Origin of the sequence: Butyrivibrio sp. NC2002, assembly GCF_000702265.1 — a bacterium.
Taxonomy (GTDB): domain Bacteria; phylum Bacillota; class Clostridia; order Lachnospirales; family Lachnospiraceae; genus Butyrivibrio.
The window spans coordinates 16,802-40,217 of the sequence record NZ_JNKZ01000010.1 but is presented as its reverse complement, the minus strand read 5'-3'; the positions used below and the strand labels follow the sequence as shown (position 1 = coordinate 40,217).

The window sequence follows — 23,416 nt, the reverse complement described above, 5'->3', positions numbered from 1 at the left end:
TTAGATTATAATTTAGGAGAATGTGATGGAAAAAGAGTTTAAGCGCGTATATAGATTTTATGGATGGGAAGATGCGGACAAAGTATCTCCGGTGACACCCGGATTTGAGAATATTCGTGATATGAGGGATATGTATGATCTGCTTACAGAGATATGGTCAAAAGAAACCTGTGCTCCCAGGATGCAGGATGATTGGACGCCAACGAATATGACACTAGGACAGTGCTCTATAACAGCTTTTCTTATTCAGGATATTTTCGGAGGCGGAGTTTACGGAATTGAGCGTGAAGGCGGAAACTACCACTGCTATAACGTCATAGATGGAAGGACATTTGACCTTACCAGTGAACAGTTTGGCGACGAAGAACTTGATTACGAGAACAATCCCATTCAGTTACGCGAAATTCATTTTGAAAAAGAAGAGAAGCATCAGCGATATCTTGTTTTGAAGGAAAGGCTAGGAAAAAGACTTGATAAGCTCTCAATGCTTAAGCTGATAGACAGAGCAGCTAGAGGTGATATTGATGCAGCTGCTGAACTGGCAGAGGCATATTTTACAGGCAAATATGGTGATGAGAACCATATTAAAGCGAAAAAATGGGCAGATTATGCTTCAAAGCATGGGAGAAGAGTACAGTATTAGGGAAAAATAAGCTGTTAGGAGGAATTCATAGTATGAAAGAGCTTATAAAGGGCGCAAATCCGTATCTTCCATTGTGGGAGCATGTACCGGATGGCGAACCCAGGGTTTTTGAATATAATGGAGAAAAGCGGGTATACGTTTATGGCTCGCATGACATTGAAAGAGATAAATACTGCGGAAGGAACTACGTTGTATGGTCTGCACCTGTTAATGACCTGACAGATTGGACATATCACGGAGTGTCATATGAGACACATTATGATTCGGTGCTGTATGCCCCTGATGTAGTAAAAAAAGGAGATACTTACTATCTCTATGCTGCTGAAAGATGCGGAAGTCTCGTTGTGGTTGCTTCATCCAAGACCCCCTGGGGTCCTTTTGAAAATCCTGTAGAAACCAAAGTTGGTTTTGACCCGGGAGTACTTGTCGATGATGATGGCAAAGTCTATGCATACTGGGGAGGATGTGCTGCTCCATGCTATATTGCAGAACTTGAAGATGATATGGCGACCATTAAAGAAGGAACTCTTGTTGAAAACCCTTTGGGACATTCCACCTGCCCATGGGATCCAAAAGATGATGGTCATATATCTCTCACAGATGGCTTTTTTGAGGCTTCAAGTCCCAGAAAAGTTCTTGGGAAGTATGTATATATCTATTCCAAGCGATATGAAGTTCCCGTTCCAGAACTCGGTGTATTTGAACCCTGTAATGGATTCCTCTCATATCGTATAAGTGACACTCCGTTTGGACCTTTTCATGATGGCGGTGATTTCAGTTTTAATGGTGGAGAAATACTTCATGACAGCCAGGGACTCGGAACCATGACCTACAAATGGGGTAATAATCATGGCTCGATCATGGAAATAGAAGGACAGTGGTATGTCTTTTACCATAGGCAGACAGGTACTGACGAATACTCGCGTCAGGCCATGATGGAACCGGTTGATGTTGCTCTTGGTAAAGACGGAAAGCTTTATATTGGAGACATAAAGTATATCGCAGGAGAGCCTGTATCATCAAAACCTGTGGAAATGACTTCTCAGGGACCGCATATAAACGGCCTTGATGCATACAAGTGGATATCTGCCGGCTATGCCTGCCATATCTTTGGAAGCAGCAAAAATGCATACATAAGACCTGTCTATGAGGAAAAAGACGATATTTCTGCACCTGTTGTAAACATTACCTCAGGAACTACTGTGGGATTCAGATACCTTCAGTTTGGAAATACATCAGCCAAAAAGGTAACCATAATCCTGGAAGAAGCAAAGCCTGTAAAGATAAATGTCCGATTGGATTCATATAATGGACGTGTGATTTCTACTGTAGTTTTTGACGGCTCTGAAAATGAAAAGACATCTGAGCTCACATGCGGTGTAATAGGAAAGCATGCAATATATTTTGAATTTGTTTCTGAAGACACAGAAAGAGAATTCACTTTTGATAGATTTACATTTGATTGAGATAACTCTTGTTTCATATGATGGTAAAGAAAAAATCAAAATCTTTGGCATAGAGGGGGGTAAATATGGGAAGAATCAGCAAAGCTATCGAAAAGAAAAAGAAAGAACTCATGTGGCTTAAGATAAAGCTTGGTATAGAAATCGGTGCCATAGTTTTGGCACCTTTTATCATAGGAATAATTATCCATATCATTAAAAAGAAGACGAAAAAACGTTTAAAGAATAAGATCAAGGAGAGCATCAGAAGCCATGCCTCAAAAAAGCAGGAGAATGATGAGAAACTTGAATTTTTGGATTGTTCTATCAAATGACCAAAGAAATTTCTGCAATTATATACAATTTGTATCGAAGAACTAGAAAAGTAAAGTTTAGAATTATTTTATCTATGTTCTAGTATTTTCAGATATACATAGTAGAAAGTGAAGTATAATTAAGTGGGGAGACGATGTCTCCCTTTTATTTTTTATGCACTCTATTTAACAATATTTCATGATATTTATTTGTGTGAAAAACATGAAAGGCGTGGAATTTGGAAAAGAAAGATACTGAGGTTTTGGAACAGCTCCAAAATAGTGATGTGGATAGAAAGACGGATATTCTCCCAATTGGTGGAACAATCAAATATGATGATGGTATTGTACACGAACTAGGCGCAAAATATTCAGTTCTTATATGCGGCAAGAGACTTGTTGAATTTGCCGATAGGATTCAGCGTTGGCTTGAATATGGAATAAAGGTCTTATGGTTTGGCGATGCTGAATCTTGTAAACAACTGAAGAGCAAATTCGGAGTATATGCAGATGAATATCTGCTGCAAATACATGAATGCGATCCAAATATACGTGGAATTGCTGTTGATGGGTGTGATGATTCGGGCTTGGTAGACAAGCTTGAATCAGCATGCCCATTTTTTAATGCGGCGCAGTATAGAGTTGAGCATTGCAAGGCAGATGAACATGTAGTTGTTCAGGCTAGTGCAGGTACTGGTAAAACTACTGTCATGATTGATAGAATCATGTTTCTTATGCATACGGTGCCTGGCATTCATATGTATGACATATATATGATTACATTTACAAATGATGCAACGGAAGAAATGAACCGTAGGCTTCAGAAGACACTTCTAACCAGATATCATCTCACTGGTAATATAAAGTATTTTCGATGGGTAGAAGAACAATCTCAGATGCAGATTAGTACAATACATAGCTTCTGTTACTTAATGTTGCGAACAAATGGCTTTAATATGGGCTTTTCTGAAAAGCTTGCTATAAAAGGTTTAGCCAATGAAAAACATAAGATCATCTCTGATGTTATTGATAGAAGAACATCAGAAGCCGCTACAATAGACGAAGTGGTTGGCGAGAAACTCTATCAGACTAAGACTCTAATCGAAAAATATTGGGATACATTTGCAAAGATAGGCGTTTCACATAAAGATATTCATAACATGCAATGGGGGGAAAACTTTAGGAATGATGAGGCGAGGAAGTTTAATGATTTTATCAAAGAAGTTATACCGGAAGTTGATGATGAGTTTTTTGAACTAAAGAGGAAGCGTGATGAAATATCGTTAAATGATATTATCAGGGATCTGCAGGTTGTTTTGGAGGATTATGTAAGAAAGGTTACTGAATCCGAACTGGATGGAGAATCAACTGATAACCTTAGGCTGGATATGAAATATCTTTTCATAGATGAATTCCAGGATACGGATCTTTCTCAGATTGATGTTGCCATGTTATTAGTGCGGCTTACAAGAGCAAGATTGTTTGTCGTAGGAGATGTAAAACAGAGTATATATGCTTTTAGAGGAGCAAATGATGAAGCATTTAACATTTTTTCAGATAAGCTACGATTGATCAATAATGAGGATCATAAAGACTTTTCTTTAAAAAATAATTATAGAACATCCAAAGTGCTGATGGATTCTATGGATGAATATTTTAAAAAGTGGGGTAAAGCAGATCTTCTTAAATATGATAATCCTGTTGTTCCGCTTAAAGATGGCCTAGGTGAAAAAACTGTTATTTACAAATGTTCAAAACCAAAGAGTTTATCCAGCATAATTTATGAAGAAAACGAAGAGGATACCCAGGTAATTGAATCAATGAAGGGTAAATCAAACAATGATGATCAATCTCAGCCATCCGGAGAAGAAATAGCAAGTGTTACAAAAAAATCATTAGAGGATTTGATTAAGAGAGTAGAAGAAGCTGAAAAAAAGCCTGATGAAAAAGACAGGGTAGTCCTTCTTACAAGAACTAACAGTCAGCTTGATGAACTGTCTATGCTTCTTAGGAAGAATAAAATACCTTGTATGGTAAAGAGGGAAGGTTCATTTTATACAAGCGAAGCAGTCAGAGATTTCTTTTCTCTTATATGTTCATATGTTTTTGAGAGTGAACCTAAGTATGTTTTCAATTATCTTATGACCCCATTTTCAGGATTTTTAGGGACAATAGATCTTAAAGAGTTGGAAAAACAAAATGGAGATAAAAGTAAGATCTTTGGTTGCCTAAAAAAATATCTTGATGGCACACCGTGGGAGAAATATCACAAAGACCTAAGGCTAAAACCGGTTATATCTGTTATCAAGTGTATTTTGGAAGATAAAACCATGCAGATGGAACGTATAAAAAAAGGGGATACAGATTTTTCTTTCCTGAGGGAGAATTTGGAGAATGAGGAAACAAAGAAAAAATTCAAAATGGAAAATTTGTTGGAGACGGATTATATATACACATATATAAAGACTCTAAAAAGAACTGCAAGAGAGGAAGGATGGGATGAGAAAACGTCGAAGGCAATAATTTCTATAAGAGCAACCCAGTATAAAGCAGATATCTATAAACTTGTAAGGATTCTATTTGATAATTTTGGTATGACAAAGACAAGTTTATATGATGTATACCGCTTTTTGAAAATACAAATCGCGACTAATAGAGAGGAAGAGGAGCCTAGTATCAGGACCCAGGATGATTACAGAAGTGTTTTGTGTATGACGGCGCATAAATCAAAGGGACTTGAATTTGATACGATTATTATTCCTTATACGACGAAAAGATTCAGAACCAAAAAGGACAAAGAAATAATCATAGAGCCAACGGACAATAGGGTAGGCTGGAACGGAGAAGGCAAAGATTTTTGCAATGAATTTTATGAAGAACTCCATGAAGCACAGGTTTTAAAAGAGAAAAGGGAAGAGACAAGAATACTGTATGTTGCAATGACCAGAGCTATAAATAGGCTTGTTATTATTATTCCAATGAAACCAAAAGACGATACGTGGGCAAGCTGCATAGGATATTAAGGGTTTTGTTATGGCAAGAAAAATCTATACTTACGATAACAGAGAAAAACTTTATGAGTGTGGTTTTTGGAAGGAATTGGAAACTATTCCTCAGATTGTTGTGTCAAATGATATGAAAAGATGCCTAAAGGGAAAAGATAAAAGAGGAAAAATGCAAGGCATTTTTAAGAACAATAAGAGTTTTAACGTCGCATCATTTGACGATTTTAAGAAAATAATCCTTTCAGATTGGAATGATCCGGAAAATAGATATACCATGTATGTTTTAGCATCAAAATATATAAAACAGCTGGTAAGTGAAAGCGAAAATGAAGAAAGAAGGCAATGGCTTTTAGGCTGTAGGAAAAACATAGGTGAAATGATAGAGTCCATCGAGACGCTTGAGGAAGCAGACCTTACTCCGGAGAATCTGGATATGTGTCTTGATGACAAGTTGGAACTATTAAGGGATGTATGGAACTATCTTATAGAAAATGACGAGACTATCCTGAAATTTAAGAGAAAGATGGAAGTTCTTTCTAGAGCCGAATATATGCAGAAAATACTTTCTGCGCTATTTGCGATTCCCGAAACAGTTAAGATTGACAAAGTTGTATATCATGGTTTCTTCTATATTACACCTATTCAGGAACGGATTATGATGATTATGGAAAAATGTGGTATAGAGCTAATATTTTTATTACCCTATGATTCAAGATATCCATTTGCGCATGAAATTTGGAGAGAAACTTATTCAGAAAGTGTATATCCTTCCTATAGTGAATGGGTATGTGAGACTACCTGTAAAACTGACGTTAATGGAGAACTGTTTGAGGGAAGGAAAGTTGAACTAAATAATAATATACAGATCATTGAGTATAATACGCTTTTTGATTTTGTTAATGGAATAAGGAAAAGCAGAGGGGTTGGTTCAGGTATATATTCTGCTAATAATGCAGGAGCCAATGACATAATAAGGGCGTTCTATCCTGAAGAATATGGTAAAAGAAAATTACTTGCATATCCTATCGGAAGATTTATATGGTGCATTAATGATATGTATGATGAGGAGCACAATGAGATAGTACTTTCAGAAAAAAATTTGATGGAATGTTTTTCATCTGGATGGCTTTCTCATAATGGAAAGAACGGAAAGAATTATATGGAAGACTTAGTGAATGTTCTTCCGTTTTTCATTGATTGTGAAAGCGCTGCTAGCTGGGAAGAGCGCATAGAAATTCTAAGAGAGATACATGAACAGTGCATACCTAATATTACAAATGAAAATCAGACTATTGAACGATGGCAGAAACTCATGGGTAACCCGCTTGGTTCATACAGTCAGTTTTCTGTACCTGTAGATCGGGTTAAGATTGTTATTGATCTCATAAAACATCTATTATCAATAGCTACGTTCCTATTTTCAGAGAATAGTGAGATTGAACTGGTAGAGCATATTAATCGATTAAAAACTATTATATCCATAAATGAACTATCTGGAGATATTTATGATGAGGAAAGAGAAATTGCGTCAAGGATACTTATAAAGATACAAAATGATACCAGGTCCCAAGTCAGATGTTTCCCTGAAGATGCTGCAAGAGCCTTGGAATTATATCTTGATGCTGTATTTGATGATGGAGAAGTAGTAAATGAAGCTGGTGACGTAGTATTTCCAATGTACCATACAATGACAGCGGATTATTTGTATGGGAAAGCTCACGTCTGTTTGTGCGATAATGATAGCATGCCAGGCGGGAAAGCTGGGTTTCCTTGGCCATTAGACATTAAGTTAATTGAAAAATTATATACAGCTACAGGGAACAGACTACTTAAGAATATGATGGATGTAAAACGTAATCTTCCTTTGGCTAATAGGTATTTTATGTATTCTGCACTTAAATGTAAGGAAGTCATTCTGTCATGGTATTCAGACCCAAATGGAAAAGAGGTTAGTCCATCCCCCTACATAGGACTGATAAGGAGCGCTAATGGGGTAACTGAATGGAATCCGAAACGAATTAAGGTAAAGGATTATGCAGTGGTTTCACCTGCTTATGTAGCACAACCGGTTAGTAAATATAAAACAGAAGATTTAAGGCAAGAGGTTCCTAAAGAAGCTAAAATGGATTTTGCAGTCTGTCCACTCAGATATTTGTATGGATATTTGTTGAATGACAGACCAGTATTCCAAAGTGAATTTGTCCAAAAACGTTCTATATATTCATTAGTAGTAGCAATTTCAAACCTCCCTGGAGTTAAGGGGATAGGGCTGGATGAAATATATAGGAATGTATCTGGACTTTTTCCCGGAATGAGAGAATCAGATAAGAAGGAAATATATAAGAGCTTAACAGAGCGAAAACCATTTGAGGATAATGATATAACAGGAATGGATTTTGAAGGGGATTTATATTTTACTGAAGAACGATTAAGGGTTCATTTTCCTGATTGGAAATCTTTAAAAAATGCTATACAGGAATATGGAAAAATAGGTACTAAAGAGGGAGAAAAAGAAATTTCTTTCAAAAAACCATCGGCCAGTTATATATCTGAAGGAAGAATGAGCAAAAGTCATCCATGTTCGTATTGTCCTAATATAGAATGGTGTAAACACTCACTGTATCCAAGGGATAAGGAGAAAATCTATGGTAAAGCCTGAGTTTTGGAAAAAAGTCAATGATTCCTGGATGTCAAAAGACGATGGTATTAGTAAGCGAATAAAAGACCATTTAGGAACAGGAAAAACATCTGATGAAATAGATAAAGAACTGCAATTACTAGAAGAGCAAGAAAAAGCTTTCTTTTTAAATAATATGGATGAAGAATTATAGGGAAACATAGATATGAATGACAGACCAATAGAGATAACCAAAGAACAAGAAGAATGTGTTGATTATCATGATAATGAAGTGATGATAGTTAATGGTGTTGCAGGTACAGGTAAAAGCATAGTCTTACTATATAGGGCATTAAACTATATAAAGGAAAATGAAAATAATAAGTATAAAAGAGTGATTATCATTACATATAATAAATCTCTTGTGAAAGCCACTAAGCAAAAATTGCTAGAGAAAGGAGATAAGAGAGGATATATCACTGTTACTACACCAAATGCTTTTTTTGAAAAAATATGTCTTGCTCTGAACCTAGATAGAAACAGAATATGTGATGAAATGACAAAACTCAATTATGTAAGAGATGCTCTATGCGAATGTATTGAAGAAGTTGGAATAAGTAGATTAAACAGCTTAAGTGCTGACTTTTGGGATAAAGAAATTAGATGGATGAAAGAATCTAATATTACAACAAATGATAAAGTTAAATATTTAGAATTGAAAAGGCCTGGAAGGGGTACAGATATTGAATTTACTGAAGAAGAAAAGCATGAAGCATTTTATATATTCTGTAAATATATGAGCATATTAAGGAATCAAAAAATGGTTGACTGGGAAGATTTACCATTGTTTATAGTGAGGAATCCAGAACGAATACCTGATTCTTTTAAATTTGATCATGTGTTGATTGACGAAGCTCAAGATTTATCTTTAGCGCAGATGCTAGCATCTATGAAAATATATAAAAAAGATATAGTTATCGCATCAGATTTCAATCAACGGTTGTATCTAAAACAGTGGTCTATAGATGAACTTGGGATTAAAACTGATATAAAAGTACTTCACTCACTTATGAGAACGACAAAACAAATAGGAATTTTTGCTGAATCATTCAGAAAAAAAAATGAGGATTGTATAGCTGAAAAAGAAGATATGAGTAATTTAGGCTCTAATAGTAATAAAGTAGATTTACCAGTTATAGCTATGCTCAATTCTGCGAAAGAAGAAAAAGAATATGTGATTAGAGAAGTTAAGGCATGGCTTTCAGAAAGCAGTAATATAACAATTGGAATTCTTGCATCTAAGACATCGCAGTTGGACATATATGCATCATGGATGACTGACGCAGGAATCCCTAAAGAAATAATCAGGCGTGATGGAGACTTTGACATTACAACACCAGGAGTAAAAATAGTTACTACACACAGTGCTAAAGGCATGGAATTTTCGAGGGTAATCATTCCTCAATTTAACGAGGGTAATTTTCCATATGGATATCAGCCTAAATTAGATGAGGAAAAAATAAAATTTTTAGAGAGAGAAAGGAATCGGACGTATGTTGCTATAACTAGGGCAAGGCTAAACTTGACCATAACATGTACAAAAAGTAAAAAATCACGCTTTATTGATGAAATAGATAGTGATTACTATGTCTTGAAAGATATGACTAAATTGGATGAATAACATATGTTTATATGCACATGAAATTCATATTTCTAATGGTAAAGGGACTAATTGGTAATCTCTATATGGGTGAATTTGTATATTATGGGCATAACGAAATGGTTTCCAGGCTTAATTTACTGACTGAGAAAGGTGAATTTTTTTGTTACAAGCGCAAGAACTAATGTTCTGTAGTGTAGGTGTGATTATTGGACAGAAAAAGGAGTAAGGTGTAATCATAGAAAAACAACTAAATACCAAATGGGGCATGAAAAAAGAATTGTTGGGGATGCAAATATGATTCATAGAAAGGTAGGTATTAACTATGATTAAGAAGACTATGATTGCATTTTCAACTATTTTTGTATTTGGGATAATTATCTCTATATTTGGAACTACAGCCCATGCAGAGACTTGGATGGAAAAGAGCAGGAGGCTAAGTGAGGAATACAACCAAAAACTTCTTGATGAGCTAGAAGCTGCCGGAAATCTTACTCAGGATGCTATTGATGCACTGGACGGTCCAAACAGTACCAGAAAACCAAATCACAAATCGAGTACTTCTAATAACGAAAGTCAAAGTAGTGAATCCGGGATGGTTCAAGGCAAAGGCTGGGTTTATTCTTCTGATGAACTGCATGTTATAGGACTTCCTGAAGGTTCAAATGAATACACAAAGCCCGGATATTACGGCGATGTAGACAGTTATTATCCATCAGGTTATTCAGGACAGGGAAAAGGTTGGGTATACGACTCTGATGAACTGCATGTAATTGGACTTCCTGAAGGTGAAGATGGATATACAATGTCTGGATATTATGGAGATATAGACGGATAACATCATGTTAGAAAGGGTGTGATGTTATGGAGAGCATAATTATATTTCTTATCACAATAATAGTCATGGCATATCAATACATTAAGAAAAATAACATAAAAGTTCTTGCAAAAATAAAACAGATGGCTCTAAAGCTGATTACTATAATCCTCGCGGGGATTTTGATCTTACTTATTTTATTAGAAGAAGCTATACAGCATCTGCTAAACATGATTGGAAAAGAAATTAAGGTAACAAAAACAAGAAAACAGAATCTGACTAGGAGGTAGCATATGGGAATATTCGGATTATTTTCAAGTGACGATGAACACGATGTAAGATTAACAGATAGTGAAATAGAAAAACTTACAAAGAACATGTCCAGATCAGAAAAGAAGGAGTTTTTCCGCAGGCAGGAAGAACTGGAAAAAGACCGTGCAGACAGGGAAGCTTGGAACTGGGCCATGGGCGATTGGGATGAAGATGAATGATTAAGACAGGAAAACAAACCAAAAACAAAAGAATAAGGGTTATATATTCTGTCCTGCTTCCTTTGCTGGTGTTCCTGACATTTGCTGCAGGAACACTGGTAAAGGTAGTAGCAAAAGAAAAAGCTACAATCGATATACCCGAATATACCGGAGCATCTTCAGTTGCGCTTAATGATAATATTCCGGTATTTGATAAATCCGATATAACAACTCTTTCATTTGAATCTTAGGGTAATAGTTTATAGTAAGTTAAGAAAAAAGATTACCAATCTGAGTCCCAGTCAGTTCCATTGGAATCCCAACTGTCGTTAGAGTCCCAATCGTAGTCGGAATCTGAAGATTGAAAATTCTCATAATAGGATGTGTTATTCCAGTCAGTTGTTGCGATAGAACTGTTCCAGCTATCGGAAACGTAATAATCATCGTAATTTGTACTGATTACAGATGGAGCATTATCACTGAGTGGAACTTCGTACCAGTCATCGTCAAAAACGTACCAATTATCCTGATAATCATAGTAATAGCTTCCGTTATAAAGATAATATCCGTTATGTCGATTTTGTATCGGGGCTATAATAAAAGATAAAATTACGGAAAGTATTCCAATTACAAAAAAGCTTTTGAAAAAAAATCTGTGGAACTTGTAAAAAAATAATCCAACAGGATGATTCTTTGAGGCGCTTTCCTTATTTGAATTTAAATTCTTCTGATGGACTATTTCATCCTTAAGTCGCTGTAACAGTTCATTAACTGCATATTCTTCATCTTTTCCTTTATATCGGATTGCACGAGTGCCATCTGCCTTATTTTTGTATACAACAAATTCACCATTAGCATCTTTGAAAATACCAAATGCTTTTGGTTCCTTGTAATCAACACCAATAAAGAATCTTGTTACTTCCGGCGCAGGAAGGTTCCTGTCACGATACCATATTTTTAATTCTTCAATAGTTTTTGGGTTATTGCTGTTTTGGTGTGAAGGATTCGGAGCGCCGCAGTTGGGACATTGACTGGCGGTATCCTCATATGTATTTCCACAATAATCACATTTTATTTTCATGCCTTCTCCTTTAGAGTAATCCTTTGTGCTAAATAGTATATACCAGTATAGATTATTTAAAAAGTCATAGAGTCCCGTTTTTCCTCAGAAAAACAAGACTCTATGACTTCTAGTGGACTATTTCTTATTTTTTCGAATTCATCAAAAGCAACCAGTCTATCCGTTTTACTATGTGTTTGGGCTTTTCGCCCTTGTTACCCTTTGGCAAAGTTCCTGCCGGGTACATCAGCAGGGTACTTATTGCTCAGCCGCTACACATTCATTGACCCATTCGATGAAGTTTGTTGTAGAATCACCTTCTCTTTCGGCCATTGTATGTTCCTGGCCCCAAACAAAGCTGTAATCAACATCAGATCCATAGTTTTGCAGTGCAAGAACCAGATTTGCCTCTGTGTTAACTGCAGTATCGCTCTGCCATATACCGGTGTTAATTCTAAAATATTTTGCAACATTTGAAGTCTGATAACCTTCTGAACTTGAGAGGAGATAATACAATGGAGAATACATATTAAGTCTGTAATCAACAGTGTGCCCGACTGCATCCTCTGTATTAAGATCTTCCTCATAATCTGCTGCATAATCCGATCCAAGTTCACTTAGAACTTCAGCCAACATCGAGTCGAAGTGAGCACCCTGGCCATCTCCGTAGCCAAAAAGAGTGTTTTCTCCCTGTGATTCGTCAAGCTGATCAAAAGCCGCAATTCCTTTAGATGCTGTTTTCACAGCTTCAGCAAAATCTGAAATGCTTGTGATCGAAGCTGTATTGGTTGTTTCATCATAAGTCACCCAAGTACCGTTGGCATTTAAAGCATCGATATAATCCTGCGCAGTTTCAAAAGTTCCGGAAATAGAAATTCCTGAGCTGTTCTCTGTTCTTGAGATATCATCTATAGCTGTGAAGTCGACCTGTTCTTTGTCTTCTGTTTCTTTTTCATCAGAAGCCTCTATATCTGTATCGTTTGGAGATGCTTCCGGTTTTTCATCGCCAAATTCCTTTTTATTACCATCAGGTCCTCCGGCAAAACCACCATTTCCGCCATCAGGTCCCATGCCTGCCTGATGCCCTTGGCTTGAGGAATCTGCATCATACGGGAACTGCGTGTCAGCAAGGAAATTATTTAATGATTCTTCAATGACGCTGATCATATATTCATAGTAACTGCTTGATTGATATCTTCCGTCTTCGCTCTCTTCAAGTGTCAATGCATTACCTTCTGCATCGGTAAGGCCAAGACTATTTATATACTCGGCATAAGCTTCAGTTAATCCATCTGAAATGCTCTGCTCCTCATCCGTAAGCCCTGATCGCGTTGTTCCCATCATCCATTCATATGCTTCATCTGCAGAGTCCAGCGAAGTGATAGGGCACCAACCTTGTGAGCCAAGTACAGCATCACTGACGCCCATCACAGCACCTATAGCCTCAAGATAATCATCATACAGCTCAGAGTCGCCTGTTACGCCTAAAAGAGCTGACTGCGCACCGCCACCTGACATTCCGAATGTAAATATGCTATCCATATCTCCGGCAATATTTCCATCGTTATATCTGATGTATCTGATAGCCGCTTTTAAGTCGGTAACTCCGGCAGGGGCTCCGGCATCTCTTCCTCTGCAGCCGGCATGTACATATATAAATCCGGCATCTGTGTATTCAGAAACACTGCTGTATTCTGTCATTGGAGACTGTGCCGCATAACCGGGTGTATTTACAGGGAATACTATGGGTGCTGTCTCTGCAGTATAACCATTTACTTCAGAAGTTGTGTTAAGTGTACAGGTATAAGTACCGTCACCATTATCTGTTGCATCCATATAAGCTGCGGGAACTATTACTGCAAGTTCTTCATATTCAGTATCTGCTGGGTTCTCACAATACTGAATTCCGAGCTGATAATATACATTGTCCTCTTCGTTATACAGCCATTTTGTATTATCAATCTTTGACAGATTCGTTGTTATTTCTGATGTTTCTTCTGTCTCTGAATTTGCATCTTCTGCATCTTCAGTTTCTGTATTTGTCGATGAGCCCTGTGCACTAGCTGATTCACTTGTTGATTCACTCACAGTGCTTGTTAATGATTCAGATGCTTCTTTGCTTCCACATGCAGTAAGAGCGATCGAAGTGCCTAAAACCAATGCTAACATAATCTTCCTTTTGATCATTGATGCCTCCTGGATAAAATTCTTTTTGTTTCGATATTTCGATGATAAGGCATTAAACTAAATCAAAACTAAAAAAATCATTTTCTGAGGAAATTTTCTAATAAAGATGGATGAACATGAACTGGATTGCATTGCATTTTGCGCAAGAGAAATTTCTTCAAAGGGTAAGAATCTAAGGCATTAAACTAAATCAAAACTATCGATACAGATGTCGCGCGTGATTAATCGGCTTGAAGCATATTTTCATGAGTGTTATCTTGAAAAGAGTAGAATAATTTGAATAGGAGATACATAGTATGTATTACGTACCAGATGAAACCACAATTGCAGGCTTTTATGAATGCAGTGAATGTGCAAACAGATTTTTGTCCACAAAAGTAGGACCGAGTATAGTATGCCCGTACTGCGGTAAACAGCCCGATATGGAAATAGGCCCCGACGAGGAAATGCCCGTAGTAAAAGAAACAGCCAAGCTAATTCAGGTTGTCGAGGGAAAAGAAGAGGTTGAGCGAATTGATGCACTTTTATCCCTGGCTGTAACAGGCGGAGACTACAATTGGATATGAAAGAAATCATCAGAGTACATTTAAATTTTAAAGGATACGTGCAGGGAGTTGGATTTAGATACACTGCATATCATACAGCAACCATGTACGGGCTGACAGGCTGGGTTAAAAATGAGTGGAATGGCTCAGTAACAGTGGAGGCCCAAGGAGACAGTGACACAATCGAACTGTTCATAGAAAAGGTAAAAAGTGGACGATACATAGATGTGCTGGATATGACAAAAGCTACGATACCGCTGGAGGATGAGAGTACTTTTCAGATAAGGTATTAGTTGGAGCAATTGATAGGAGTGATATAGATGCTTGTTGAAGTTGATCAGTCCTATGTACCGGATTATGATATGAAGGAAGACTTGAAGCGGCTTATCATGGAGCGATGTGAAATAGTCTTATAATGACCAGTGTCAACGGATAGCTTTTCAGGAGGCAGGATTTCTTCAACAAATGGAGAAGTCCTCGGAAGCTAAAATCATAAAATCTCAATATCCAAGGGGAGAAGTTTTGTATGGAAAAGAAGAGAGTACTTTGTTTTGGGGATTCGCTTACCTGGGGATTTGATCCCTATAAGAAGGTGAGGATGGAAGATGAGGACAGATGGACCGGTGTTTTACATAAGCACCTTGGAAGTGACTTTGTTGTGATCGAAGAGGGCCACAACGGAAGGACTATTGCGACAGATGATCCTGCTGAAGGGGAAAAGAATGGTTTAAAATATGTCATTCCCTGTATAGAGAGTCAGTCGCCTCTTGATCTTATGATCATCCTTCTTGGGGCTAATGACTTAAAGAGGAAGTTTCAGTATACAAGTATGGATATAGCAGGGGAAATGCAGATTTTCCTTGAAAAGGTACAGTCACATAACAGGTTCAGGATGGGGGATTCTATGAAGGTTTTACTTATTTCTCCTCCGATAATAGGTGCCTGCGGTGAAGGTTCATGGCTTTCTGACTGCTTTGATTTTGAGAGGTGTTCTAAGGTTTCTTCGGAATTATCTACCTGGTACAAGCAGCTTGCTGAGATGTATGGCTGTATGTTTCTTGATGCTGCAAAGGTGTGTGCTGTAAGCAGCGCAGACGGGGTGCATCTTGATGTTAAGAATCAGAGGTACCTTGGGGAAGCTGTTTACAGAAAGCTTAAGGATGAAGGGTTTTGTTAAGTTGGGGCAGGGCTGATATGAGTAGTATTACAAATGTAGTAGTTTTGCAGGCTATAACTTACATTATGTAAATAAGAGGTACCGGCATGACAAGAGCAGAGTATTTAAGACAAAAATACCATTTAGAACAGCATACTGAAGGTGGATGTTTTGCAGAAGTTTATACAGCACCTTTTTCACATGCAGACCGGTCACTTATGGGAAGTATCTATTTTCTGCTTGAAGGAGAGGATATTTCGCATTTTCATCAGATCGACTGTGATGAGATTTGGTACCACCATGAGGGCTGTGGGCTGAAGATTACCATGATAATAGATGGAATCTTGTCTGAAGTTGTAATTGGTTCTGGGGAAGACCAGCTTGCAATGGCTGTGATTCCTAAAGGAGCTATTTTTGCGGCAGAAAACCTTGATAAGGGTAGTTTCTGTTTTATGTCCTGTGCAACTACTCCGAAGTTTACTTATGATGGATTTAAGCTTGTCCCGGATAAAGAGATAAAGCACATCTGTCCTGCAGATTATGAGAAGATAAAACATCTGGCTTTTTCAGAGGTTATGATCGGATGCAATTAAGGAACCAGTTTTGGATTAGTCTCCATGGCTGACTACTACGCCGAAAGGCGCGTCACTTGTTAAGTTGGTTGAACCGTCGTGTACCGAACGGTACGCACGGTGATGTGAGAAGGCGGGGAAATATCAATTTCCCCGCCTTTTCGATATTTTATGAAAAGATATCAGCTAACTTTCCATGTATTTACATATCCGATTGATTTATTCTTAAATACCTTGATTGTTTTTGTTTTATATTTCTTGGCATCCTTCTTACTCATCTTCATTTTGAACTTTGCTTTTTTGTGAATCTTCCCGAATGCCTTTGCACCAACCTTGGATTTCTTGGTAAGCTTGGTGGATTTCACTGTTATATTTTTAAGTGATGAGCATTTATAGTAAGCCTTCTTACCTATCTTTTTTACTTTCACACCGATGGTGACTTTAGTAAGTTTCTTGCATTTGTTGAAAGCTTCTTCATTGATTATCTCAAGGTTATCAAAACCTGAAAAGTTCTTAAGCTTTGAGCAATTTGAAAATGCCCCTTTTCCAATGGATGTCACTCCTTTACCACCTGTGACATCAGTGAGTTCAGCCATGTCTTTGCATGCGTTATTGCCGATTTCTTTTACTGTATCTGCAATTTCAATCTTCTTTATCTTATTCTTGTTTTCAAAGTTATTAAATGCATTCTCAGAAATAGCTGTTACTGTATATGTATTGCCATCAGTAAGGGTAACGGTGGCCTTAACCTGCTCTGTTCCTTCTGCCCCCTCCGCAGGCTTGTCATATGTCACCGTGCGATTACCTTCATCTGTAGATGTTACTTTGTAGGATGCGCTGGTGGAAGGTGTTTTATTTTGTTCGTAGGCTACAGAACCGACCTCGATGGGGGTGGAGGTGGATGTTATGCTACCATCGGTATTTATTGTTCCTCCAGTTACTGTTAACATCCCTGCTTTTTCCGCATCTGAGAAAGATGCATAATCATTTCCATTTATTCTAATTGTACCAACAAGTGTCAGTTTAGCTTCAGAGCTCATTATAATCGTTGCACTTCCTGAACCATTGAATTTAATAGAAGGTTCACCATTATTTTTGCTAGAGCCTGCTGTACGTTCGCCTATAACTACCAATTTAGTTCCATTAAAAGTAACAGCACCAACATCTGCTCCCATAGAAAATGTCCCGGTACTGGTATCAAAGCTAAATTTACTTACATCTAAAGTTCCCTCAACCCATCCGGAACCATTTGTCTTGTCTGACGATGTTGTAATCTTTCCGGTCACACCCCTACCCTTTAACGCATACAGACACATAACCATGGTTAGAAGAGAAATGTTTGTTATAATCCGGACAGCAATGCTCCCTCCCACGACTATTCCGATAACCATAGCTGCAAATCCTTCGAAGAGAGAGAGGACTCTTCCAAGACACGCCCATAATTCGGGATGCCTTGTTTTGGGAGCAAGAAACCAGAAGGCAATGTTCAGGTATCCTGTGTATACACCTGCAAGAAAATAGGAAAAAGCAAGTCTCATACCTGCTTCACCTGACATATAAGTTCCAAAGGTATACAGGAGGAATGCTGCCACCAGCGCAACATCCATGTATCTGTGCTTCTTGTAATCAGCAAGACAGCCGATATAAAAACACCCCAGTATAGCTGCAAATCTCTGCCATCCATACATATTTACCGCTTCAACTCGAAGAGCCTCTCCCCATGTGTACTCCATGTAGATTGCAATGATCAGAGCTGCCGGGAACATAATAAGGACCCTGAGTTTGTCAGAGACAAGACTCCGCCTGTATTCGGAAGTCTCCTCGGCAAAGGGCAATGAATCGTCCAGTATAAAATCATTGGGATGAGCAATAGCAAAAAAAGTGATTGTACAGAACAGCACAACAAGAATCGCAAAATTAATTAACTTATTTCCCATCAGTGGAGTCAGCAACTGTTGCAGTATATAAGGAACAGATGCTGCCAGAGCCATTACAAGCCCCGCATTATTCTTCATGTAGAATTCCACAGCCATGAAATAATATACTGCACCGCCAAGGCAACCTAATGACACCCCCGCGGTAAGCAGGAACAGAAAAGGCATCTCAGTGCCAAAAAACATAATGAAAACCATGGATAACGCATAGACAATATTAGAACACATCAAAATGAACTGACGAATCCGCAAACTGCTAAATGCCGCCCTCGATGCACCAAACAAAAGAAATCCCGCGCTCACAACAATTCAGATTGCATAGTGGTCACGGGATAAAACACCATCAATCGTCCCCTCGAGATAGAAGAACAACTGAAATTCCAGCATATAGAGTGAAAACAGTACTGCATAAAGTTTCATATCTTTTCTCCTTATAGTCTCATATTTACTATAATGCAGCTCCATAGAAAAATCAAAGAGAAGAGCCTCGGACTATCCATTACTAATTATTAACATGGGTACACCAAATTTATGAAAAGATTTATGAAAAAAAGAATATGTGTTTGACGATAAAGAGCGGTGATGGTACTATTATATTAGTTAAAGGTGCTACCGGTAGACGGTTAGCCCTGAATTATGATTAGTTATCGAAATAACCGCTCAGTCTGGCAGGACAAAGGGCGGTTATTTTTGTGCCTTGGAATCATGCATGCCAAACATGTAACCAAGACTAAAAAAAGTCGCACACAGTGCAAGCACTGCGATAAGGTCACTGATGGTGAGCATAAGCAAATACCTCCAACAAAGATTTCTCAAAGAGATTTCTATGATAACAGAGGTCACAGTCCTCCGATTGAAGGACTAACCGCCTACCGTGATTACTGGTAACACCGAGAGAAATTTTATCAAACATATATTCGATAGTCAATGACAAATAGGAAGATTTGTAGGGATTTGTAGGGATGAGATAACCCATAGAATGAAATTGGATACGCGGAGTTGGATACACCAGACTACTTATCATGTAACAAAGGGCAACGGTCTTGGTCTTGCCCTTGTGAAAAGAGTCATAGATATCTGCGGTGCGGAAATTACTGTAAAAAGTGTTCTGGGAAAAGGAACTACTTCTATAGTTTCTTTTGAATCATAGTTTTTTTAATAAAACAGAAATATTGGGGAAACAAAACAAAAATACTTTCTTCATATACTTATAACCATTTTACTTACTAAGTGTAATCAGCCATAACATGATAAAGATCATCGCAAAACCCAGTGCATCAAATGCCGTAAACGCACTTCCGAGCACAACTGTAGAAATGACTGCTGCGGTCAGAGGCTCAGCAAAACTATAGAGAATTGCTTTAGATGGTCCTATAAGTTTCACACCACTGATATACAGAGTGAAAGCGCAGAGGTTGCCAACTACAATAACGAATAAAATGCCTATTATTCCATAGAGATTCGGAATATAGTGGATTGTCCAGGTTCTGAAAATGATACCAATGCATATACCTCCAAGCAGGAACGACCACCCCTGTGCAACTATGACCGGAATGTCATTGGTGAGTTTTGGCGCAAGCACGTTATAAATCATAACACAAACAGCGCTTAAGACACCTGTAAAAAGTGCCGCTGACGGTACTGTCATTGCGGTGATATTGCCATGGCTTGTAAGAAAGAACACACCCAGTAGAGCCATTATGATTGACAATATTTCCAAAAACTTGGGAAATCTCTTGGTTGTTATACATGTATATCCCAGGATGAATATTGGAGCCAAATCTTGCATGATTGTTCCAACAGCTGCAGTGGACAGTTCTATTGTGAGAAAGTACAGGAACTGACATGCTGACACACCTGCCAGTCCATAGATGAGCATAGTTACTGCCTTTTCTTTGCTTTTCCATGGTAAAAAAACAGAGTCTGGATATTTGATAAGTGAGTACAGTAGAATTAGCACTCCGGAAAGTCCCAACCTGATAGGCACAAGCCATCTGCTGTCCATCATTTGCACGTCAAAAAGATACTGCCCAACTGAGCCAGAAAGACCCCAGCAGGCAGCACCAATGGTTGTTAATAATATTCCTTTAATTTTATTTTTATCCATCAGATCACATATCCTTTGTTGATTTATCTTAATCTCTGCATAATCTATCTGTTTCTATTATGAAAGAGCACTCATGATATAATAAGTCTTAAGGACTATGTTGTAAATCGATAAATTCAATAAAGTAGCTGAAACACTTCCGGATAGTACTTTCTAACAACGCATATTTCAGTTTGTAAATACGAGAATAGGAGGACAAAAGATTGAAAGAATTGACGCGCGGCGATGTATTGCATGTATATGGAAGCTTTGGACTAAATATGGATTACACTGTAAGACTGTGTGTGCGAATGAAAGATGAGATAAACGGTGAGATGCTTTCAGAAGCGGTGAGAAATACTTCAAAGCGCTATCCTTATCTATCCGTGCAGATGAAGAGGGACGAAAAACGGGTATATTATGAGGATAACCCCAATGAAATTGCACTTATAAATGACAATAAAAGAATCAGCTTGAACAGCGAAGAGACCAATTATCATGTATGGGCTGTATGCTACAGGGACGATTTTATCTATCTTGACATATATCACGGCCTTCTTGACGGGACTGGTATGTATATGGTTCTTTCAACCTTGCTTTATGAGTATTGCTCAAGAAGGTATGGTGTGACGGATCACAAGGGCGTTCGCACACTTGAGGATGAAGTGCGTCCTGAAGAGGCAATAGACCCTTTGGATTACCTTCCCGAGATAGATCTGTCAAATGTTGCCACACCTTCATATACGCCCGCATTCTCCCTGGAGAAAGATGCAGGGTTTCATACAGCAGATCTTAACCTTATAGATATTGAGATCTCAGAAGCTGATTTTCTCAAGTATACATCCGCAAACGATGCGAGCCCGGGAACGATGATAGCTCTTTTAAATGCCAGAGTGATAGATTCGCTTTACCCTGACCGGGATAAGAAAATCATGGGCTCATATATAATAAATGCACGACCTATGCTTGGAGCTTCAATCACACATCACAACTGTGTTAGTACGGTTTTTCTTGATTACAGCGACAAAATAAGAAACATGCCATTCGACAGGCAATGCACAGTTTACCGTGGAAAGACGTTTATTCAGAGCGATTCTGAACGGGTAGCCGGAGCTATGACTTTTTCTGCTAACCGAAACCGTCTAATGCTTGATTCAGCTCCAACTCTTGCTGAAAAATATGATGTATTTGCAAGGTCTCTCTCAGGAGGACGTTTGCTTTTCACATATATGGTAAGCTATGTTGGAAAATGGAAGTATAAAGCTGTTGAAGAGTATATCTCTGAATTCTGGACTCACGTACCAAGCGCCAATGCCTTGCTTACTGAAGTTGCCGCAGTCGGAGGAAGGATTTTCCTAACTGTACATCAAAGATTTGAGGAAGATATCATAATTCAGAGTCTGCTTGATGAGCTTAAAAGAAATGGTATCTCCTACAAAGTACACAAACATATCCCTGCAGACAACGCGCATTTTCCTTTGCCGTAAAACAGGTGGCTGTTTTTATGGAGGAAAAGTGTATGACAATAGTAGTTATTCTGATTCAAGTGATTCCGTCGGTGGTGGTTATTCAGACGGAGGCGGCGCAAGCAGATAATCTTGTTGTCAAATACAGGGGGCACAAATGTGACTATCGTTCAACTGAGCATGGTCGAAAAAGGTAACATGTTGTATTTTTGACAAAATCGCTTAAATATGTGTTGTATTTTTGACAAAATAAGTTCAAAATTCGTTGCATTTTTGACAATATTTGGTAGTTGGTGGAATGCCGGATGCAGTTGTGTCTTTTGCTGAAAACCATGAACTACCTCCACCGACTCTGCGTCGGAAGATGTTTCTGTTATGCCGCAGAGCGGCATGAACCTTTGGGATGCTTAGTGCATCCCAAAGAACAGGGCATGTCCACTATGCCCCTATCCCATTGGGTTACCTTTGGGAATACTTTTCTTAAGATGTTTGCAGCTCCGTTTATGTCTGCATTTGTTATTGTCCCATCGTAGTGCCTGTAGAGTCCGCGCTTTATCCTTTTTCCCGAAAAAACATATTCAGCCTTACTTCCCTTTTTATACACAGGGATCTCATCCATCGCAAGAAAATCCGCTTTGGATGTATAGTTCTCTTCCGTAAGCGCAAACCTTATCCCATATTCAGCAAGCTTATATCTTAGCATATCTGCAAATATCAGCATTGGTATCTGCACAAAATTCTGGTTATTGATATGCCCCATACCCGCTTCCTGCTTCTGGAATACATTATGCCCCATCACTACGACATCCACATGGTTATCCCTCGCATAGTCTGCAAGCTTTCTGCTTATCTTATGGAACTCATCCTTTATGCGCCTGTTGCGCTTTTCAGTGAGTATACTCATTTTCCTGGTCCGGTATCTGTTATTGCACTTCATGGCACATGAAGAAAGCCGCCCCATTTCCTTATTGTAGAACTGGTTTACTGACTTTATCAGTCCGCCCTTTACCACAAACGGGGCTGCCCCAAAGTTGTTCGCTACAGCTACTATATTATTCGTACCCGGATCTATCGACATGACCCTTATATCGGAAATGTCATCTTTTGATGAAAGAAATTTAAGAACTTCCCGGTCATCCAAAGGCTCTATTCCCACTGTTAAGACATCAATCACCACATCCATTACAAAGTCCTTACCATGTGGTTTTATCCGCACTTCCTTAAGTTTTCCCCGGGGAAAGTCCCTGCCAAGTATTAAAGTCTTAGCTGTCCCGGGGAAACGTATAAAGGAATCTTCCTTTATCCTGCATATCTGATTCGTAAGGATGGCTGTCTTGTATTTTCCCCGGCATACATAACCCGGCATGCGAGGATTTCCCCTATTTACAGGCTTCCTCGCATTTAGACTGTCAAAGATGGGATTATACACATACTGACAGATA

At 38.3% G+C, this 23,416-nt stretch carries 22 protein-coding genes; 17 read left to right on the top strand and 5 right to left on the bottom strand.

All coding sequences use genetic code 11. From position 1 onward, the window contains the following. The first annotated feature begins 25 nt into the window (after positions 1-25). From T543_RS05940 to T543_RS05890, 11 genes are all read left to right on the top strand, one after another. Positions 26-643, top strand: a complete 618-nt coding sequence (locus tag T543_RS05940; protein WP_242839483.1) for a YunG family protein — start codon at positions 26-28, stop codon at positions 641-643. A gap of 32 nt (positions 644-675) precedes the next feature. Further along, positions 676-2,109, top strand: a complete 1,434-nt coding sequence (locus T543_RS05935) for a family 43 glycosylhydrolase (RefSeq protein ID WP_035766763.1) — start codon at positions 676-678, stop codon at positions 2,107-2,109. A gap of 65 nt (positions 2,110-2,174) precedes the next feature. Further along, positions 2,175-2,420: a hypothetical protein gene (locus T543_RS05930; protein ID WP_035766762.1), complete on the top strand. Its 246-nt coding sequence runs from the start codon at positions 2,175-2,177 to the stop codon at positions 2,418-2,420. A gap of 218 nt (positions 2,421-2,638) precedes the next feature. Continuing rightward, positions 2,639-5,422 carry a UvrD-helicase domain-containing protein gene (locus T543_RS05925; RefSeq protein ID WP_035766760.1) on the top strand — a complete coding sequence of 928 codons (2,784 nt, stop codon included), beginning with the start codon at positions 2,639-2,641 and terminating at the stop codon, positions 5,420-5,422. 10 nt (positions 5,423-5,432) lie between these two features. Beyond that, positions 5,433-8,063, top strand: coding sequence for a PD-(D/E)XK nuclease family protein (locus tag T543_RS05920; protein ID WP_035766755.1), 2,631 nt, complete (start codon positions 5,433-5,435; stop codon positions 8,061-8,063). Next, on the top strand, positions 8,050-8,235 hold the full coding sequence (locus T543_RS05915; RefSeq protein ID WP_035766751.1) for a hypothetical protein: 186 nt from the start codon (positions 8,050-8,052) through the stop codon (positions 8,233-8,235). Before T543_RS05920 ends, T543_RS05915 begins: the two co-directional genes overlap by 14 nt. A 12-nt stretch (positions 8,236-8,247) precedes the next feature. Further along, on the top strand, positions 8,248-9,702 hold the full coding sequence (locus tag T543_RS05910; RefSeq protein WP_035766749.1) for a 3'-5' exonuclease: 1,455 nt from the start codon (positions 8,248-8,250) through the stop codon (positions 9,700-9,702). 304 nt (positions 9,703-10,006) lie between these two features. Further along, positions 10,007-10,519, top strand: a complete 513-nt coding sequence (locus T543_RS05905) for a hypothetical protein (protein WP_035766747.1) — start codon at positions 10,007-10,009, stop codon at positions 10,517-10,519. 26 nt (positions 10,520-10,545) lie between these two features. After that, positions 10,546-10,788: a hypothetical protein gene (locus tag T543_RS05900; RefSeq protein WP_035766745.1), complete on the top strand. Its 243-nt coding sequence runs from the start codon at positions 10,546-10,548 to the stop codon at positions 10,786-10,788. Positions 10,789-10,791: 3 nt separating this feature from the next. Continuing rightward, positions 10,792-10,989 (top strand): hypothetical protein, encoded by a 198-nt coding sequence (locus T543_RS05895; RefSeq protein ID WP_035766743.1) that lies wholly within the window; start codon positions 10,792-10,794, stop codon positions 10,987-10,989. After that, positions 10,986-11,219: a hypothetical protein gene (locus T543_RS05890; RefSeq protein ID WP_035766741.1), complete on the top strand. Its 234-nt coding sequence runs from the start codon at positions 10,986-10,988 to the stop codon at positions 11,217-11,219. The genes T543_RS05895 and T543_RS05890 overlap by 4 nt, the downstream gene beginning before the upstream one ends. A gap of 32 nt (positions 11,220-11,251) precedes the next feature. Here the strand turns inward: T543_RS05890 and T543_RS05885 are convergent, their stop codons facing one another. Both T543_RS05885 and T543_RS05880 read right to left on the bottom strand, forming a co-directional pair. Then, positions 11,252-12,049: a zinc ribbon domain-containing protein gene (locus T543_RS05885; RefSeq protein WP_035766734.1), complete on the bottom strand. Its 798-nt coding sequence runs from the start codon at positions 12,047-12,049 to the stop codon at positions 11,252-11,254. 237 nt (positions 12,050-12,286) lie between these two features. After that, positions 12,287-14,215 (bottom strand): subtype A tannase, encoded by a 1,929-nt coding sequence (locus T543_RS05880; RefSeq protein WP_035766732.1) that lies wholly within the window; start codon positions 14,213-14,215, stop codon positions 12,287-12,289. 296 nt (positions 14,216-14,511) lie between these two features. On the opposite strand from T543_RS05880, the gene T543_RS05875 reads away from it, so the two are divergent. The 4 genes from T543_RS05875 to T543_RS05860 all read left to right on the top strand — a co-directional run bounded on the left by T543_RS05875 (position 14,512) and on the right by T543_RS05860 (position 16,509). Beyond that, complete coding sequence (locus tag T543_RS05875) at positions 14,512-14,781, top strand: hypothetical protein (RefSeq protein WP_035766730.1); 270 nt, start codon at positions 14,512-14,514, stop codon at positions 14,779-14,781. Beyond that, positions 14,778-15,053 carry an acylphosphatase gene (locus T543_RS05870; protein WP_035766728.1) on the top strand — a complete coding sequence of 92 codons (276 nt, stop codon included), beginning with the start codon at positions 14,778-14,780 and terminating at the stop codon, positions 15,051-15,053. Before T543_RS05875 ends, T543_RS05870 begins: the two co-directional genes overlap by 4 nt. Positions 15,054-15,286: 233 nt before the next feature. Next, the gene (locus tag T543_RS05865; RefSeq protein WP_035766727.1) at positions 15,287-15,937 is read left to right on the top strand and encodes an SGNH/GDSL hydrolase family protein; all 651 of its coding nucleotides are present in this window, start codon (positions 15,287-15,289) and stop codon (positions 15,935-15,937) included. Between the two features lie 86 nt (positions 15,938-16,023). After that, complete coding sequence (locus T543_RS05860; protein WP_051638580.1) at positions 16,024-16,509, top strand: cupin domain-containing protein; 486 nt, start codon at positions 16,024-16,026, stop codon at positions 16,507-16,509. Between the two features lie 161 nt (positions 16,510-16,670). Here the strand turns inward: T543_RS05860 and T543_RS05855 are convergent, their stop codons facing one another. Next, positions 16,671-18,620: a leucine-rich repeat protein gene (locus tag T543_RS05855; RefSeq protein WP_035766725.1), complete on the bottom strand. Its 1,950-nt coding sequence runs from the start codon at positions 18,618-18,620 to the stop codon at positions 16,671-16,673. A 781-nt stretch (positions 18,621-19,401) separates the two neighbouring features. On the opposite strand from T543_RS05855, the gene T543_RS15845 reads away from it, so the two are divergent. Beyond that, entirely contained in the window at positions 19,402-19,572 is a 171-nt protein-coding gene (locus T543_RS15845; RefSeq protein WP_155843175.1) for an ATP-binding protein, read from the top strand. A gap of 69 nt (positions 19,573-19,641) precedes the next feature. Here T543_RS15845 and T543_RS05850 read toward each other — a convergent pair whose 3' ends face one another. Next, the gene (locus tag T543_RS05850) at positions 19,642-20,529 is read right to left on the bottom strand and encodes a DMT family transporter (RefSeq protein ID WP_035766724.1); all 888 of its coding nucleotides are present in this window, start codon (positions 20,527-20,529) and stop codon (positions 19,642-19,644) included. A gap of 203 nt (positions 20,530-20,732) precedes the next feature. On the opposite strand from T543_RS05850, the gene T543_RS05845 reads away from it, so the two are divergent. Next, a complete protein-coding gene (locus T543_RS05845) occupies positions 20,733-21,995 on the top strand; it encodes a hypothetical protein (protein WP_035766723.1) in 1,263 nt (420 codons plus the stop codon). Positions 21,996-22,347: 352 nt separating this feature from the next. Here T543_RS05845 and T543_RS05840 read toward each other — a convergent pair whose 3' ends face one another. Further along, positions 22,348-23,340 (bottom strand): RNA-guided endonuclease InsQ/TnpB family protein, encoded by a 993-nt coding sequence (locus T543_RS05840; protein WP_051638579.1) that lies wholly within the window; start codon positions 23,338-23,340, stop codon positions 22,348-22,350. Positions 23,341-23,416 lie beyond the last annotated feature (76 nt).